This window comes from Bacillus sp. FJAT-28004, assembly GCF_001280845.1.
Lineage (GTDB): Bacteria > Bacillota > Bacilli > Paenibacillales > Paenibacillaceae > Pristimantibacillus.
Genome location: NZ_LGHP01000002.1, coordinates 1,111,954 through 1,128,854, shown reverse-complemented (window position 1 = coordinate 1,128,854; position 16,901 = coordinate 1,111,954). Strand labels below are relative to the sequence as shown.

The following is a 16,901-nucleotide window of genomic DNA, read 5'->3' as shown; positions in this document are numbered from 1 at the left end:
TTGTCCTCCTTGAATTACAATCATATAGTCCTCAAGTGACCGCCGCCTGCTTCGCTGTGTAAATACGAATGCAAGTTAGGCACTCGCTCTTGAAGCTTTCTTATTGTGTAGGAGTGACCTGTTTTTTATGACTGTTATGTTTTGGATTTCCCGCCTGGAAGCAGAATGGAATCCTCTACTTTAATACAGCGATCCATGACAACCTCTAAGCCGCCCGCAGCAGCAATCGCAGCAGCCTCATCGTTAGCAATACCAAGCTGCAGCCAGAAGGTTTTAGCGCCGATTGCAACCGCCTCTTCAGCTACTGGTGGGGTATGCTCGCTTCTTCGAAATACATTTACGATATCTACTGGCACGGGTATATCTTTAAGTGACGGATAACTTTTTTGTCCCAATATAGAATCGGCATTAGGATTGACAGGAATAATCGTGTAACCCTTCGCTTGCATCGCTTCAGATACCATATAGGATACACGCTCTGGATTGTCTGACAAGCCAACAACAGCTACCGTTGTGCTTTTCTCCAAAATACCCTTAATTTGCTCACGAGTTGGATTCTCAAATGCCATGATCATACCTCGATTCATTATTTTGTGAACAAGCTTTTAAACGTCTTATTACGATTAGCCTTCAATCCACTCGATATTTGCTCCCAAAGCTTGCAAATGATCGAAGTAAATCGGATAGGACTTCGCAACATGATGGGCATCCCGAATTCGAATAGGCTGTTTTGCACGCAATCCAACTACCGATAATGCCATGATGACACGATGGTCGTAATGCGCATTAATTTCAACACCGCCCTCAACACCTTCTGGGCGTCCGTGCACAATAATTTCGGCTTGGCGTTCTTCCACGTTTGCGCCGGCTTTTCTCAATTCATTCAAATAATCGGTAATGCGATCACACTCTTTATAGCGCAGGTTTTCTACATTATAGAATCTTGAGGTCCCTTCAGCAAAAACTGCCGCTGCAACCATCGCAAGTACAGCATCCGTTGCATGATCGCCATCGAACTCGACGGCTTTCAGCTTGCCATTGCCCTTCACATGGACAATGCCGTTCTCGTGTGTAAGAGGAACCTCCATCATTTTCAATACGTCAACGACAGCACGCTCACCCTGTTTGCTCTTCTCTTCCAAACGGTGTACGATGACATCCGATTCGGTTACGGCTGCCGCTGCTAGAATTGCAGCGGACCCAGGATAGTCGCCTTGCACAGAATAGGTTTTCGCTTCATAGCTTTGGCCGCCTGGAATACGGAATCGCATATAGTCCTCATCTGCGTGAATAACAATTCCGGCTTGCTCCAATACTTCAAGCGTCTGGCCAACTACAACCTTGGACTTCAAATCATGCAGCACTTCAATCTCGCTATCCTCTTCGAGTAGAGGCGTCAAAAACAACAAGGCACTCAAAAATTGCGAGCTTATGTTGCCTGACACTTGAATTTTTCCACCTTTTGGAGCCCCGCCTTGAATGCGAATCGGTAGTTTTCCTTCATTATGCTCAATAGAAACACCCATCGATGTCAAAGATTCAATCAGGTCGCTGTGAGGACGTTTGCCGAGCGAATCGGGATAACGATTAATAAAGGTTACGTCTGGGCAAAGTGCCGCGATAGCCATCAAAAAACGCAATACCGCTCCCGCATTACCGACATCAAGCTGCTCAACTGGCTTGGGATGACGGCCAAATCCGGTAATGACGATTTTCTCCTCATCCTCCTCCACAGTTGCTCCCAAATCCCGAATACAGCGGCGCATTGCATCGCTATCTTCACTGTGAGCTGGAAAATAGATCGTACTCGTTCCTTCAGCAAGAGCGGCTACCAGAAGATAGCGTGTTGTGTAATTTTTTGAAGAAAGCGCTTGAAGTTCACCTTCAAGTCTTGGCGTTGGTGTCACTAAAACGTCCATAGTTCGTATGATCTCCCTTTACAATAATATATACACATCTACAGCCGATAGGCTGATTGAAGTGATGATGAAATCGGTTATTGATGAAGTGACCATTGCTCAAGTATTACAGCAACAATCTCTTCCACACTCATATTTGTCGTATCAATCGTAAAATGGGCAAAATCGTAAGCATGCTCGCGCTGCTTTAGCAGCAGATTCACTCGCTCTTCTGCATCGCCTTGAAGCAAAGGTCGCTCTGTGTCCGTCTTAACCCGTGCAATAATCTGTTCTGGACTCGCCTTCAAAGCTACGACAAAACCGCTGTTAAGCATAAGTTCACGATTGACTGGGCTTAGCACTGCGCCGCCGCCGGTTGCGACTACGCACGTATCCTCGCTCTCCAAAATCGTTCCAAGCACTTTGGTTTCGATGACTCGAAAGCCTGCTTCGCCATCCGATGCGAAAATATCAGAAATCCGTTTATTCTCATGCCTTTCGATTTCCTCATCGCCGTCGAGGCGCTTGCAGCCCACTTTCTCGGAAAGCAGCTTGCTGACGGTTGATTTGCCGGTTCCCATAAACCCGATAAGCACTAATTTACTCAATTGTTGCCTTCCCATCGTAACCGTTTCACCCTTTTCGTTCTTGTTAAACCAATTTTTCTACAATATCATATCATTTTTTTGTAATTCTAGGGTATAAAAAAGTTATATATGCCGTATGGATGATAAAGATGTTTATTCGAGAATAGGAGTGATGTTAGCGATGAGCAGTGATCTTCAATTGCCAGACCAGAGTCCAACTCAAAAACGCATCAATCGCATTCTCGATCCCGATCATCCCCTTTGCCGGGAAGATGTTGTCTGGATGCTTGAATTTATTAAAAAAAAGGTGGCTGACGAAGATCCAGCCTTAATGGATCTTACGCAGCCACGCTTAATGCAAAATTTTCATTTCTTCGCCGAAGCGGCCATGTCGCTTATACATCGCAGACATTATTCCAATCAAGAGGCCGATCGGCTGCGTGACTGTCTTCGTCAAGCAGCATATGGCTTAAATAAGGACAATCCTCGCGAGACGAAGCGTTAAATGGCTGCTCGAATTAAGATTGCATCCAGTTGAAGTGGAAGCTGCCTTCTTTGTCCACACGTTTGAACGTGTGAGCACCGAAGTAGTCGCGCTGCGCTTGAAGCAGGTTCGCAGGCAAACGCTCAGTACGGTAGCTGTCGAAGTAAGCAATAGCACTTGAGAATGCAGGAACCGGTACTCCGTTCGTAACAGCAGCGGAAATCACCTCACGCCAAGCCCCTTGGTACGACTCAACGATGTTTTGGAAATAAGAATCAAGCAATAGGTTGCGCAGGTTAGGATCACGGTCGTAAGCGTCTTTGATATTTTGCAGGAAGCGAGCACGGATAATGCAGCCGCCGCGGAAGATCATTGCGATTTCGCCGTAATTAAGATCCCAGTTATATTCTTCGGAAGCTGCACGCATTTGAGCAAAACCTTGTGCGTACGAGCAAATTTTACTTGCGAATAGCGCTTTACGAACAGATTCGATAAATGCTGCTCTGTCACCTTGGAAAGGTGTTTTCGCAGGACCGTTAAGTACTTTGCTTGCAGCAACGCGCTCTTCCTTCATAGCGGACAAGAAGCGTGTAAATACGGATTCTGTAATAATTGAAAGCGGTACGCCAAGATCAAGCGAGCTTTGGCTCGTCCATTTTCCAGTACCTTTTTGACCAGCGGAATCAAGGATAACATCAACCATTGGCTTGCCAGTTTCAGGATCGTATTTCGAGAAGATATCTCTAGTAATCTCGATGAGGTAGCTGTCAAGCTCGCCTTTATTCCACTCGGAGAAAATTTCGTGAAGCTCTTCAGCGCTAACATTAAGTACGTTTTTAAGAAGGTCATATGCTTCGCAAATCAGCTGCATATCACCGTACTCGATTCCGTTATGTACCATTTTCACATAATGTCCGGCGCCATCTGGTCCGATATAGGTGCAGCAAGCATCATCTCCAACTTTAGCGGAAATAGCAGTAAGGATCGGTTCAACTAGCTCATAAGCGGATTTTTGTCCACCCGGCATGATAGATGGTCCTTTTAATGCGCCTTCTTCGCCGCCAGAAACGCCAGTTCCGATAAAACGGAATCCTTGTGCTTCAAGGTCTTTGCTGCGACGTACGGTATCAGGGAAATAAGCGTTTCCGCCATCAATGATGATATCGCCTTCAGCCAAATGTGGAACGAGCGAATCAATTGTTGCATCTGTTCCTGCTCCAGCTTGAACCATAATCAAAATTTTACGAGGAACTTCCAAAGATTGAACAAATTCTTCAATTGTATAAGTAGGCACAAGATTTTTTCCAGCTGCTTCTTGAACAAGATCATCAGTCTTCTCGCGGGAGCGGTTGAACACCGATACCGTGAAACCTCTGCTTTCAATGTTAAGGGCAAGGTTCTTACCCATTACGGCTAATCCAATTACACCAATTTGCTGTTTTGACATCTGGTTCTTCCATCCTTCATCATCTATTTTTGGTCACAATAGTTTCATTTTACTCTTTTTACGCCAAGAAGAAAACTGTCTATGAGGAAAAATGTCGCAATTGAAGCATCAAAAATATTGAGTGAACTAAAAAGTTTACCTTATATATACCGAAAACCCATGCGTTATTTATGAAAACAAAGCTGCTATTTCAGACATAAACACAACATAAAAACGATCAAATGCTGCACGGTGGCCAGCTTTTGATCGTTTTTATGTTTTCAAATGGGGGCCAGCTTCCATCATCAGAGTTCCAATTGCAACATTTCCGAGCGAAGTGTGTTTAGTCGCTCTTTAGATTCCGTAACCGCTTCCTCGTCATTGCCTTGTAAGGCATCAAATAGCATCGATAGCTCATAATCCAGCTCGTAACGAAGTACAACAGCTCTTTCCTCTGCGCGCTTTGATTGAAAAGCTCTAATCATTTCTTCTATTGTAACGAAAGGCTTCTTCTGATAAATAATCCGATGCTCCATACCGGACACCTCCACGAGTCGTATAATCTCACCGAACATAATACTCTCAATGACGATTTGACGATCTTTAATGCGCTTCACAATCGCATGACCACGTGTGTCGTTAATCAGCTTTTCAATTAATTCTGACAGCTTCTCATCTTTAATAATGTAGTCCCCGACAATTTTGTAACGATTCTTCATTCGCTGGAACTGAAGCTTAACGAGCTTGCGACCAGTTCGAATGGATACAAGGAACTGACCCTCCGTCTCACTCCAATACAAGGAGTACCCTTCCTGAATAAGATCGCGGATGAGATTTTGGATTTGCCGCCGGTCAAATCGCAGCTCCAAATTGCAATATTCGACTTCATGGCTTTTGTTCACGGCAATCCCTCCCTTACTTCAGAATAGTTGACGAAATGTTCTGATAATTTATTCTTACTTTCATCTTATACTCCATCTTATGTTCTGGCAACTTGGATTATTGACTAATTTTACGCTTACAACCGACTTATCTAAAAAAAGGGCGCGATCGACTAAAATTGAAGTCGTCTCGTTCCCTTTTTTTTAAATATTCCATAGGCAAACGTGAATTTTTTTATCCAGTTTGATGCTTATGTTTTCTATTTTAGTTTCGTAGTGCAAAAGCGATTGCTTCCTCTAAGCTTAGCTTCTGTACTTCTAACTCGTTCCTTTGCTTAAGCTCAACAATTCCATCAGCAGCATGTTTACCTACTACAATACGTAGTGGTATGCCGATAAGATCGGAGTCTTTGAATTTGACGCCTGGGCGCTCGTCACGATCATCGAGCAGCGTCTCCACCCCAGCCTCAAGAAGTCTTGCTGTAATATGTGCCGCCAAATCCATTTGAACCTGATCCTTCGCTGATACAGGTACTACATGAACTTGGTAGGGTGCAATCGATTTAGGCCATACGATACCATTGCTGTCGGAATGCTGCTCAAGCACGGCGGAGAGCAAACGTGAAACCCCGATTCCATAACAGCCCATAATTAAAGGCTGCTCCGAGCCCGATGCATTTAAAAACTTAGCATTTAGCGCCTCACTGTATTTGGTTCCCAGCTTGAACACATGGCCAACCTCAATGCCGCGGTAAAAAACCAAACTTCCTGTCTCGCATCGTGGGCAGCCGTCTCCTTCTGCAGCATTGCGATAATCGCCTGCCTGCACATTCGCCAAATGAACGCTTGGAATTACATTGCCAATATGAAAATCCTGTTCATTTGCTCCGGCTATGCCCGCTTCCATCGCCAGAACAGCATGGTCAGCGTAAATAGGAATTTGCAAGCCGATTGGCCCGGCAAAGCCGGTAGGCGCGCCAGTCACTCGCTCTGTCGTAGCTGGATCCGCAAGCTCAAGGTGAGCCACTGCTAGCGCGTTTTTCACTTTTATTTCATTGACTTCATGGTCTCCCCGCACAATGACGGCTACTGGATTACCGTCAGCAACATAAATCAGTGTTTTCATAAAAGCATCTGCTCCAAGGCCAAACGCCTCGACGAGCTGGTCTATTTTCTTTATATCCGGCGTATGATGACGAACTAGCCCATCATCTTTATGCTGCTGTGAAGGAACATCAGCTGATCGTCCCAGCATCTTGTATTCAGCTTTCTCCAGATTCGCCGCATAATCGCATGTATTGCAAACAGCGATCGTGTCTTCACCGATATCAGCCAATGCCATAAATTCATGTGTACCGCCTTCTCCGCCTATTGAGCCTGCATCAGCTTCAACTGGACGGTAATTCAGTCCACAACGTGTGAAGATGCGATTATAGGCTTCATACATGCTAGTATAGCTGCGGTGAAGTCCATCCCAATCCTCATCAAAGGAGTAGGCATCCTTCATTAAAAACTCTCTGCCGCGGAGCAAGCCATACCGTGGACGCTTCTCATCACGGAATTTGGTTTGAATCTGGTAAAGCGTCATCGGCAGCTGCCGATAAGAACTTACCTCGCCGCGAACCAAAGCTGTTATCACTTCTTCATGTGTTGGTCCAAGCGTAAATTCTCGTTCATGTCGATCACGCAGCCGCATAAGCTCCGGTCCATATACTTCATATCGGCCTGATTGCTGCCACAGTTCTGCGGGCTGCATAGCAGGCATTAATACCTCCTGAGCTCCGGCTTGATCCATTTCTTCTCTTACGATCTGCTCGAGCTTTCTAAGCACGCGCCTGCCGAGCGGCAAATACGTGTAAATACCCGCCGCAAGCTGTCTGATAAGACCTGCCCGCAGCATTAATTGATGGCTGGCTGCTTCCGCTTCTGACGGTGCCTCGCGCAAGGTCGGCATTAAAAGCTTACTCTGTCTCATGATGGATACCCCTCCAATAATTAGGATTCAAGAAATAAAAAAACAAAAAGAACGCATTCGTAAGGGACGAATGCGTTCGTGGTACCACCCTCAAATAGCCGCCAACAAATCTGGACAACTCTCAATAGATAACGGAATGAATATTCCGGCAGCGGAAGAAGCTTACACTTACCACTGCAGCTCGCAAGATAGGGTATAATCAATCGTTCATAGAAGCCTTGCAGCCTTCGGGCTTCCTCTCTGATATAAACGTTTGCTGATTAACATAGCCTTGGTCGACGCTATTATGATGTGACTAACTTTTGACCAATTTACAATACAACGTTGATGAAGTCAAGCCTATCACTTGTTAGCTCTTATGATTAGCTGGTACGGTTTGGTCTAAGCACTGCCGAGCCAAAGGCGATCAATACAGCAGCGAATAAAAGCAGGATAAGAAGCGGCATTATAATGTCACTGAAGCTGCTTCCACCCCCTAAACGATCAATCGCTGTAATCGCCCATTTTTGCGGCAAAAAATTAGCAAGCTTTTGCATAAAATCAGGCAGCATGGATAAAGGGAAAAAGCAACCGCTGATCATGCAGGAAGGAGCGATGATAATGTTATTGATTTGAGACAGCTGCGTGCTGTTGCGCACTAGCCCTGCTACCGCCGAAGCAAGGCCTACAGTCGCCAGCAAAAAGAATTCTAATACAAGCAGCATCTCTCCAAATGGAATTCCGGGTGAGTAACCGAATACGTAGTAAGTTAAACCAAGCACGATTAGAAGCTGTATGGTGCCCACTAGCATGCTGCCTACAAAATTTCCAAAGGCGATGTCGAGTGCACGAAGCGGCGCTGTGTACATTCTAGCCATCGTACGCTGCTCTCTATCTTCCATAATGAAGCCGATTGACTGACTGACGAGCAGCATTACAAACATAAGAATGAGACCGACCATTGTGGGATTGGATACAATTTTACCTAGCTTCATTTCCTCATTAGCAAGGATAGCATGAGGAGATGCTTGTGCTTCTAGCAAAGCTGTAAGTATAGCTATATCCACAGCAGCGTCACGGTCAGCTCCTCTTACAAGAGCAACAGAGGAAAACAGCTTATGAGCTTCAGTTTCCAGAGTAGCTGCAAGCGAGGCATTCCAGAGCTGCGTATTCATTCGATAAAGCTGAGCAGTAGACTGATCTCCCTCAAGCATTTTTGCAGAGAAATCCGAAGGAATAAAAATGGCAGCGTCTGCTTTTCCGTCTAAGACACGATCCTTTAACTGCTGTTCGTTCATCGATGGCTCCGAATGAATCTCGTATAACGACTCTTTCTGTAATGAGGAAGCCAGATATTCGCCTAATATCCCCGAGTCTGTGTTATTAACGACAATAACAGCTTTATCTCCCTCGATGCTTGAGAACAATCCCGCCATTACAGATAAAATAATAGCTGGAACAATAACGTTCATAATCAATCCACGCCGGGACCCCATCGTACGGCGTACAAGATGTGCTGCAATTTGCAAACTAGGCATGCTGCTTCACCACCTTTGGCAGCCTGATGACTGCGATTATAGTCATACATAATGCGATCGCTCCAAGAATTCCGATTCCATTCCATATATTCGAAGTATCCGCACCGCTCATGACGGCTCGAAGACTTTCATTAGCCCAATGATTAAGCGTAAATTCATCGATACCGCCAACCATCTTCTCTATTCCTGTAATCATTCCGCCGCTGAGAAAGGTCATACTGAATACGATGATGGTGAACAAAGTTTGAGTGGTTTTTTTGGACCGTACGAATGACGAGATCGTAATCGCAAGACCAGCCCCAGCGATAGTCGTAAGCAAACAAGTCAGAGCAATTGCACCAAAATTATGTCCCCATTCTACTCCGTATACCAAAGTTGTAAATGCTACGATAATAGCCGCTTGCAGTACTGAAAGCATAACTCCTCCAAAAATTATTCCGAACACGATAGCTCTAAATGAGCCCGGAATCGCATACATCCGCTGCAGCGTGCCAGCTTCCCTCTGATTCAGCAAAGCAATCGTCGCCGTCATGCCTCCGTAGAGTAGAAACATAATCAAATAAGCGACTGAATAATATTGGATCGCTGTTGTTTTGCCAAATGATTGATTGTCCCCCGTGCCTAGATTTTTGGTTTCTATTTGTGGTTCACCTGCCCCTGCTTGGCTTTGTGATGCATGGTTTCCCGTACCAAGTTCCGGTCCAAGGATCTCCATAGCAGCGAGTTGCAAATTCACGGTTGCCATATATTTATTTACGATTGCAGCCGCAGCAATATTTTTCTCTTCATAGCGTCCTTCAAACGTTGACCATTTCGCCGTTTCTCCTGCCATCAGCTCACCAGAGAAATTTTCAGGAATAAATACACCATAATCAGCGATACCTTCGCGTACCAAGTCCCGCACTTCGTTCTCCGATTGTGCATTCAATACCTTCACATATGGCTTTATAGCTTCATCACTCCAAAATGAATCTATGCTTGCGCTCATTTCTCCCTGATCTGCATGATAAAGAGCAACTTTAGCCGGCTTAATCTCTGTGTCAAATGCGCTTCCAAGCAGCAGGATCAATAATAAGGGCAATGCGATCAAAATAATAAGAACGGAGCGCATCCTGCTATATTTAATGAACTCATAATAAGCTGTTGTCCACCATGTTGGCATCGTAATCATCTCCTATTCGTCACGTAATGTACGCCCGGTCATTTGCAGGAAAAGCGATTCGAGATTTGGCTCTACCCGTGTCAACTTGCGAATGTTGATCCCATGCTTCTGTAGAATAAACAATAAATCTTGTAAAATGGATAATGATTCCTTCACGGACACTTCAAGCGTCATACTATTATCTCTTTCGGCAAGCTGCAGCACGCCTGGATGCTCAACAATCTCTGTCATTGCTGGCTTCGATTTCTGATCAATATCAAATATAATCTTCTCTTCTTGGCCAACCTGACGCTTTAATTCATCCTTCGTTCCGCAGGCGATAAGTTTGCCTTTATCGAGAATGCCTATTCTTGTGCAGATCGCTTCTACCTCTTCCATGTAATGGCTCGTGTAAATGACAGTGGAGCCTAATTTGTTCAATTCCCTTATGGAATCCAATATATGATTACGCGACTGTGGATCGATCCCGACGGTTGGCTCATCCATAATGATCAGCTTAGGTCGGTGCATAATGGCGCATGCAATGTTGAGTCTACGTTTCATACCGCCTGAGAATGTACTAGGTTTATCCTTCGCTTTGTCCAGTAAACCTACGAATTGCAGTGCCTCATCAACACGATCACGAAGCAGCGTACCTCTGAGGCCATACAGCTTCGCAAAAAAAGTAACATTTTCGCGAGCAGTCAACGTCTCATAGATAGCCAGCTCCTGCGGCACTAAACCGATCCGTTTCTTTACTTCAATCGGCTGTTTGCGGATTGAAAAGCCGTCTACCAAAATATCTCCGCCGCTTGGATTCAGCAAACCAGACAACATATGAATCGTTGTACTTTTTCCCGCTCCATTTGGACCCAGCAAGCCGAAGATTTCACCCTTATCGATATTAAAACTAAGATGATTAACCGTTATCGTAGTATCGTATTTTTTGACAACCTCGCGAAATGTAACCAGATTCATATTTATTCATCCTTTCAGTTCGTTTCTGATAAACCAATTGTACGTCATGACTAGTGAGGAAACAGGTCTAAAAAGTCACCTTATAAAGGTGACTAAAGTCATCTCTTTCCTAATGAGCTGCTATCGGCATGAAGGTTAGATGAAAAGCGCGTTTCAGTCTCGTTCGTCCATCAAACAATGTGCTATAATGAAACAAATTCAGCTGCAGGAGCTATTCGGATATGAATAAAACACTGTACCAAATCCGTTCCTTGCTAGTAGCGATCCCTTCTATTATTAGCATCGTGCATGTAGAAGCTGGCTTATATGCTCTTTACACAGCCTCAGTACTTCTTGCTCTGCTTCTTACCAAAGCTGGCTCTATGTTTCCTAAATACCGCAATCTATTGCTGACACTGGAGTTCATCGGTTTTTCCTGGTTTTCCTACTCGTATGGCGGTGTACTGTTTCTATTGCTTTTCTCCACTCTAATTGCCTCATTCCGAAATAGGCCAAACAAAATGGTCAGCACAGCTTGGACAATTATGGGCTTAGCTGCTTTATTAACAGGTTTGCATGGCAGAGAACCAGAAATTATTTTTGCCGTGGCGGCTCTATGGATCACTACAGCAGTAATCCTTTATGCTTCCAATGAGTTTGAGGACAAACATCATCAAACAGAAGATTTGTACGGAGCACTGGCGGCTAGCCATGTGGAACTAGACTCAGCAAGACGCAGAATGCAGGATTATGCCTTACAGGTTGAGTATCAAGCACAGATCGAGGAGCGAAACCGCATCGCCAAAGATATCCATGATGATCTGGGGCACCGCCTTATTCGCGTCAAAATGATGTCCGAAGCTGCTTTGCATTTATTCGATGCGGACACGGCAAGAGCTCGGAGCACGGTTGAGCAAATGCGTGATCAGCTGCAGGACAGCATGGAGCTGATGCGACGCACGGTACGAAGACTTGCAGCAGATGGAGAAAAGGACGTAAGGCAATATGCCCTCGACCGGCTTGTTGAAGAATCTGCCGACGCTTTAGGTATTTCCGTAAGCTTCCGTGTTACCGGTCACCCAAGGCCTCTATACCCAAGCATGGAGCTCATCCTATTTAGAAATGCTCAAGAAGCGATTACGAATGCCGTTCGGCATGGAAATGCGACAAACGTTGCGGTTACTTTGGAATTTCTAACGGCTTACGTTGCGCTGACCGTATCCAATAACGGCAGCTTGCCCAACGAGCCGATTGAAGCTGGTCTTGGTATGAAGGGGATGAGAGAGCGGATTGCACTAATTGGGGGCCAAATGGACTTTGAGAAGTCTGAGCAGTTCTCAATAACGACAACACTTCCGCTGCTTGGCGGTTAACGACGATACTGCTCTTTTTAGAAACGGAGAGATTTGAGCTAATGATTCAAGTGCTGGTAGTGGACGATGATCCTTTTATTCGAGAGAGCATGAACGTTATCTTAAGTTTGGATAATGAATTGCATGTCGCTGGTGTTTGTGCAAACGGTCTTGAGGCAGAACAATTTGTCCGTCAACACCCCATCGATGTTGTACTAATGGATATTCGGATGCCGCTATGTGATGGCGTCGAAGGAACGAAGCTGCTTCGCGCGCTCGATCCTTGTCCCGCTGTTCTACTTTTGACGACCTTTGATGATGACGAGTACATAGCACAAGCAATCCGTAACGGAGCGAATGGCTATTTGCTCAAAAATGTTCCGCCAAGCCGTATTATTAGCGGAATAAAGACCGTATATGAGGGTTCTGTGCTGATACATCCTGATATTGCCCGTAAATTGGCTGGGATGCTGGAGACGCCTAGGCTAGGTACTAGCAAATCATTAACGATTTCGGGCCTCACGCAGGCAGAGGTTCAAATCGTACGTCTGATCGCGGACGGTCAATCGAACAAGGAAATTGCCGCTACTCTTTTCTTAAGTGAAGGTACAATTAAAAATTACATTACTGAAATACTTAATAAACTCGAGCTTCGAGATAGAACTCAAATCGCTATCTTTTATTTGAAATTATTGCACCAATAATTGTTTTATTGAAGGAGATTAATTCGATGACAACACAGACTACCTCCACTCCGCTTGCCGGATTTACACAAGCCGACTTCGATGTTTTTGCACTTCAAGGACTAGAAGAACGTATGGCAGCCATTCAAAATCAGATTCAGCCGAAATTTCGTGCGATCGGCGAGCAGCTTAGCGTCGATGCGGCTGTTCATGCCGGCAATGAAATGTATTTGCATGTTGCAAGGCATGCTCGGCGCAAGGTTAATCCGCCAAAGGATACTTGGCTCGCCATTTGCAGCAACAAGCGCGGCTACAAAGCACACCCGCATTTTCAGCTTGGATTGTTCGATGATCATCTATTTCTGTGGTTTGCGCTCATTTACGAGCTTCCGCATAAATCCAATATCGCAACAGCCTTCTTGAACCAAATCGATGAAGTCATCGCAAATGTACCTTCGGATTATGTGCTTTCACTTGATCATATGAAGAAAGAGTCCACGGCTATCAGCACGATGTCGAAGCAGGATTGGAACGACGCTCTCGTTCGTTTCCGTGATGTTCAGAAAGCTGAACTGCTTATCGGTCGCCATGTGCAAGCGAATGATCCGATCCTCCAAGATGGTGATGCGCTGCTTGCTCTAGCTTCATCTACCTATGAAACGCTTATGCCGTTATACCGTATGGCGAACTTATAAGATCTATTAAAAGAGTTTTATTCAAAAAAAAGGCTGTACCTCTAGGTCAATTCAGACCTTAAGGTACAGCCTTTTATCGTTTACACTTGCTGCGAAGCAGCGGCTTCCGCTTGCGCGGATGAGCCGATATTGCGTCGTTGCTTGCGTGAAGTACGGAAAAATAACAGCTCATATACGCACGGAACGATAATTAACGTGAGCAGCGTAGCCGCAATCAACCCCCCAATGACGACGATGGCAAGGCTTTGGGAGACGATGCTGCCCGATTCATGTGAACCAAATACAAGTGGCAGCATTGCGGACACCGTCGCCACTGCTGTCATCACGATTGGACGCATCCGCGTCGTTGCCGCTTCGATCAGCGCTTCACGAATCGGCATCGTCAGTTCGTTTTGCTTCACACGATCAATTAATACGATAGCATTGGTAACTACAATTCCGATCAGCATCAGCGCTCCGAACATTGCTGTGAAATCTGGCGTTACACCTGATACGAGGAGGCCAGTCACTGCGCCAATCGCAGCAAGCGGCAAGGAGATCATAATCGCCAGCGGAGCACGAAGCGTCTTAAACGTAAGCACCATGATGAGATAAACAATGCCGATGGAGATAAGCGCTGTTAAGCCCAAATCTGCAAAGTCGCTTGATTGATCGGCCGAGGCTCCTCCAACCGCAAGGTTAACGCCATCTGGAAGTTCGAGATCCTTTGTTGCTTTCGTAATTTCATCCCCGACGACCGAAAGTTCTTTTGGCTCAGCACTCGCCGTTACACGAATATACGTTTTGCCTTCTTTGTGGTAGTACAAGGAAGGCTCTTCTGAACGCACCAATTCTGCAACCTTAGACATAGGTGTCGGTCCAGCAGCTGTCATCACTGTTAATTGCTCCAGCTCTGCCTTTGAATCGGGGTTTACGATAGGCTGCAGGATAACTGGAATTTCACTGCCTTCTTGCTGGATCGAGCCTATCGGCAAAGGATTAAGCATGCTTTGCAGCTGCATGGCTACCTCTTGGCCTTTGGCAAGGGTAGGATCAACTTTAAAGGAATAAACCGACTTTTTCTCCTCTTGATTGCTCTCAACCTTTAAAACACCATCGATAGGTTTAATAGCTGCTATCAATTGGTCTGCGGTTGTAGAAAGCTGCTCCAAGTTATCGCCTGAAACATCAATGTAAATTTGAGATGATCCGCCGCCCATAATTAGATCGGCTGCATCAACCGTCATGGTTGCGTCTTTATAATTATCCTTCTGAGTCTTGATGTTCTCCATCAAGAGCTCTGCGTCAACGCCTTCCTTCAAATCAACCATATAAGTAATCAACGTTGGTGATGTCACCGATCCATATTTCGCCGCATCTGCACTGTTTCCAAGCATCATCATTACCCATTCAATATCTTGATTCGCCGTCAGGAATGATTCGAACTTCTTTCCTGCTTCCAACACTTGATCCGCGGGCGTGTCGCTCGGATATTGCAGTGACACGTTTAGGTTCCCTGCACTTGAGGAATCGAGCGCTCCTTTTGGCATGAACATGTACGCACTAATTGATCCTGCGAACAACAATACTGCAATAATTAACGGCACTAATTTATGAGCAAGATTCCAGCGAATAAATGAAGCGAATTTAGGAGAACCGACATGTTCTTTCTCCTTCGTGCCACGGAGCAATACAGCACTTAAGAGCGGTACAACAGTCAACGCCACCAGTAGGGAAGCGAGCAATGAATACGCGACTGTAAGAGCGAATGGCAGCAGGAATGCTTGCAAAGAACCGCGCAGGAGGCCCATTGGCAAAAATACCGCAACAGTCACGAGTGTTGACGAGGTAATAGCCGAGGACACTTCCTTCGTTGCATCCGTAATAAGCTTTATAGAGAAGGACTCCTTTTGCAGCCTTCTATAGATATTTTCAATGACGACTATGCTATCGTCTACGAGTCGACCAACTGCAACCGCAACGCCTCCGAGCGTAATGATGTTAAGCGATACGCCAGAGAGGTGCAGCAAATAAAGTGTAATACCGAGCGACAACGGTATCGAAACAATCGTCACGATCGTCGCTTTAAAATTCCGCATGAACAATAAAATAACGATGGTTGCGAACAAGGCTCCAAGCAGAACCTCTCGCATCATACTATTAACAGAAGAGACGACAGAATCGGATGTACTCAAAATAATGGAAGCATCGATTCCCTCTACATCAGCATTTAAGCGATCAATTGTTTCTTTAATTCCTTTGCCTACTGTCACCGCATTCGCATCAGCAGATTTAGATACCGTAAACATAATCGCATCTTTGCCGTTCATACGACTTATGCTCTCTTGATTTTTTGCAAGCTCAACACTCGCTACATCACCTAGGATCACACCTGCCGCGACAGGAAGCTTGCGCAGTGTTTCCACATCGGTTACTTGATCGTAAACGTTAATGTTGCCGTCTGCTCCGTCTAACGTGCGTTCTCCAAGCGATACAGATGTTCCTCTCCCTTGAAGCACGCCCATTAACGCTTGTACAGAAATTCCCGCTTCAGCCAGCTTTTCTGTATCCGGTACCACATGAACCGTTGGCGACGACTTGCCGCTGATGCTAACCTCACCTGCGCCCTCAGTCTTTTGAAGCTCTGTCGTTACCTCTTTCAGCTTTGCTTCTTTTTGCTGCTCCGTTAATCCCTCATCAAAGGTTAGCGTTACCCAAGAGATTGGGATCATTGAAGTATTCAATTGTAAGACGAATGGCTTCATAACATTTGCCGGCAGCTGTACCTGTGCGATTAACTGCTCAACCTCCGCCTTCGCTTCTTTCATATTCGTCTTCGAATTAAAATTTAAACTGATTTGAGCATACCCATCACCTGAAGTCGAGAACATATCTGTTTTCCCTTTAACGAGCGTCACAGCTTCTTCCAAAGGATTTGTAACCATCTGCTCCATCGTCTTCGCGTCATTCCCCGGCCCTATTGCCGTGACCATGACTTGCGGGTTATCGGCTGCAGGCAGAAATTCCATTGGCAGCCTAAAATAGCTGATTACCCCCATTACTAAAGCCATAATGACGATCAGAATAATAGCCGCCTTATTTCGGAACGACCATTCCGTCAATTTACTCATTTGTTTCCGACTCCTTCTCCGATTACGGAATTCTTTTTTTGTCTTTTCTAATCATAGGGGGTAGAAAAGATTAACAAAAACGTCCAGAGAAGGGATTTCATTCTCGCCTTAAGTCGGAAATCGTCTACGACTGAAGACTGAGGACAAGGACAATCCTTCAAAAAAAATGAGTAAGTACTCACTTTTATTTTTATA

The 16,901-nt window shown here is 45.3% G+C and carries 14 protein-coding genes; 4 read left to right on the top strand and 10 right to left on the bottom strand.

The window, feature by feature from the left end; all coding sequences use genetic code 11:
- Positions 1-134 precede the first annotated feature (134 nt).
- The 3 genes from AC787_RS27005 to AC787_RS26995 form a co-directional block, all read right to left on the bottom strand.
- Positions 135-569 carry a CoA-binding protein gene (locus AC787_RS27005; RefSeq protein ID WP_054028027.1) on the bottom strand — a complete coding sequence of 145 codons (435 nt, stop codon included), beginning with the start codon at positions 567-569 and terminating at the stop codon, positions 135-137.
- Between the two features lie 54 nt (positions 570-623).
- Positions 624-1,919 (bottom strand): 3-phosphoshikimate 1-carboxyvinyltransferase, encoded by a 1,296-nt coding sequence (gene aroA / locus AC787_RS27000; protein WP_054028026.1) that lies wholly within the window; start codon positions 1,917-1,919, stop codon positions 624-626.
- A gap of 77 nt (positions 1,920-1,996) precedes the next feature.
- The gene (locus AC787_RS26995) at positions 1,997-2,506 is read right to left on the bottom strand and encodes a shikimate kinase (RefSeq protein ID WP_235561131.1); all 510 of its coding nucleotides are present in this window, start codon (positions 2,504-2,506) and stop codon (positions 1,997-1,999) included.
- 160 nt (positions 2,507-2,666) lie between these two features.
- Between AC787_RS26995 and AC787_RS26990 the strand changes: the two genes are divergently transcribed.
- Positions 2,667-2,990, top strand: a complete 324-nt coding sequence (locus AC787_RS26990; protein ID WP_054028024.1) for a hypothetical protein — start codon at positions 2,667-2,669, stop codon at positions 2,988-2,990.
- 13 nt (positions 2,991-3,003) lie between these two features.
- On the opposite strand, the gene gndA is transcribed toward AC787_RS26990, so the two are convergent.
- The 6 genes from gndA to AC787_RS26960 all read right to left on the bottom strand — a co-directional run bounded on the left by gndA (position 3,004) and on the right by AC787_RS26960 (position 10,887).
- Positions 3,004-4,416, bottom strand: coding sequence for an NADP-dependent phosphogluconate dehydrogenase (gene gndA / locus AC787_RS26985; protein ID WP_054028023.1), 1,413 nt, complete (start codon positions 4,414-4,416; stop codon positions 3,004-3,006).
- A 284-nt stretch (positions 4,417-4,700) separates the two neighbouring features.
- On the bottom strand, positions 4,701-5,297 hold the full coding sequence (locus tag AC787_RS26980) for a hypothetical protein (RefSeq protein WP_054028022.1): 597 nt from the start codon (positions 5,295-5,297) through the stop codon (positions 4,701-4,703).
- A gap of 244 nt (positions 5,298-5,541) precedes the next feature.
- A complete protein-coding gene (locus AC787_RS26975) occupies positions 5,542-7,251 on the bottom strand; it encodes a proline--tRNA ligase (protein ID WP_054028021.1) in 1,710 nt (569 codons plus the stop codon).
- Positions 7,252-7,613: 362 nt separating this feature from the next.
- On the bottom strand, positions 7,614-8,768 hold the full coding sequence (locus tag AC787_RS26970; RefSeq protein WP_054028020.1) for an ABC transporter permease: 1,155 nt from the start codon (positions 8,766-8,768) through the stop codon (positions 7,614-7,616).
- Positions 8,761-9,930 carry an ABC transporter permease gene (locus AC787_RS26965; protein ID WP_054028019.1) on the bottom strand — a complete coding sequence of 390 codons (1,170 nt, stop codon included), beginning with the start codon at positions 9,928-9,930 and terminating at the stop codon, positions 8,761-8,763. The genes AC787_RS26970 and AC787_RS26965 overlap by 8 nt, the downstream gene beginning before the upstream one ends.
- A gap of 12 nt (positions 9,931-9,942) precedes the next feature.
- Positions 9,943-10,887 carry an ATP-binding cassette domain-containing protein gene (locus AC787_RS26960; RefSeq protein WP_054028018.1) on the bottom strand — a complete coding sequence of 315 codons (945 nt, stop codon included), beginning with the start codon at positions 10,885-10,887 and terminating at the stop codon, positions 9,943-9,945.
- A gap of 221 nt (positions 10,888-11,108) precedes the next feature.
- On the opposite strand from AC787_RS26960, the gene AC787_RS26955 reads away from it, so the two are divergent.
- The 3 genes from AC787_RS26955 to AC787_RS26945 are packed head-to-tail and all read left to right on the top strand — an operon-like array spanning position 11,109 to position 13,596.
- A complete protein-coding gene (locus AC787_RS26955; protein WP_054028017.1) occupies positions 11,109-12,239 on the top strand; it encodes a sensor histidine kinase in 1,131 nt (376 codons plus the stop codon).
- Positions 12,240-12,280: 41 nt separating this feature from the next.
- A complete protein-coding gene (locus AC787_RS26950; protein WP_054028016.1) occupies positions 12,281-12,922 on the top strand; it encodes a response regulator transcription factor in 642 nt (213 codons plus the stop codon).
- 26 nt (positions 12,923-12,948) lie between these two features.
- Complete coding sequence (locus tag AC787_RS26945) at positions 12,949-13,596, top strand: DUF1054 domain-containing protein (RefSeq protein ID WP_054028015.1); 648 nt, start codon at positions 12,949-12,951, stop codon at positions 13,594-13,596.
- A gap of 80 nt (positions 13,597-13,676) precedes the next feature.
- On the opposite strand, the gene AC787_RS26940 is transcribed toward AC787_RS26945, so the two are convergent.
- Positions 13,677-16,706 (bottom strand): efflux RND transporter permease subunit, encoded by a 3,030-nt coding sequence (locus AC787_RS26940; protein WP_054028014.1) that lies wholly within the window; start codon positions 16,704-16,706, stop codon positions 13,677-13,679.
- Positions 16,707-16,901: the final 195 nt, after the last annotated feature.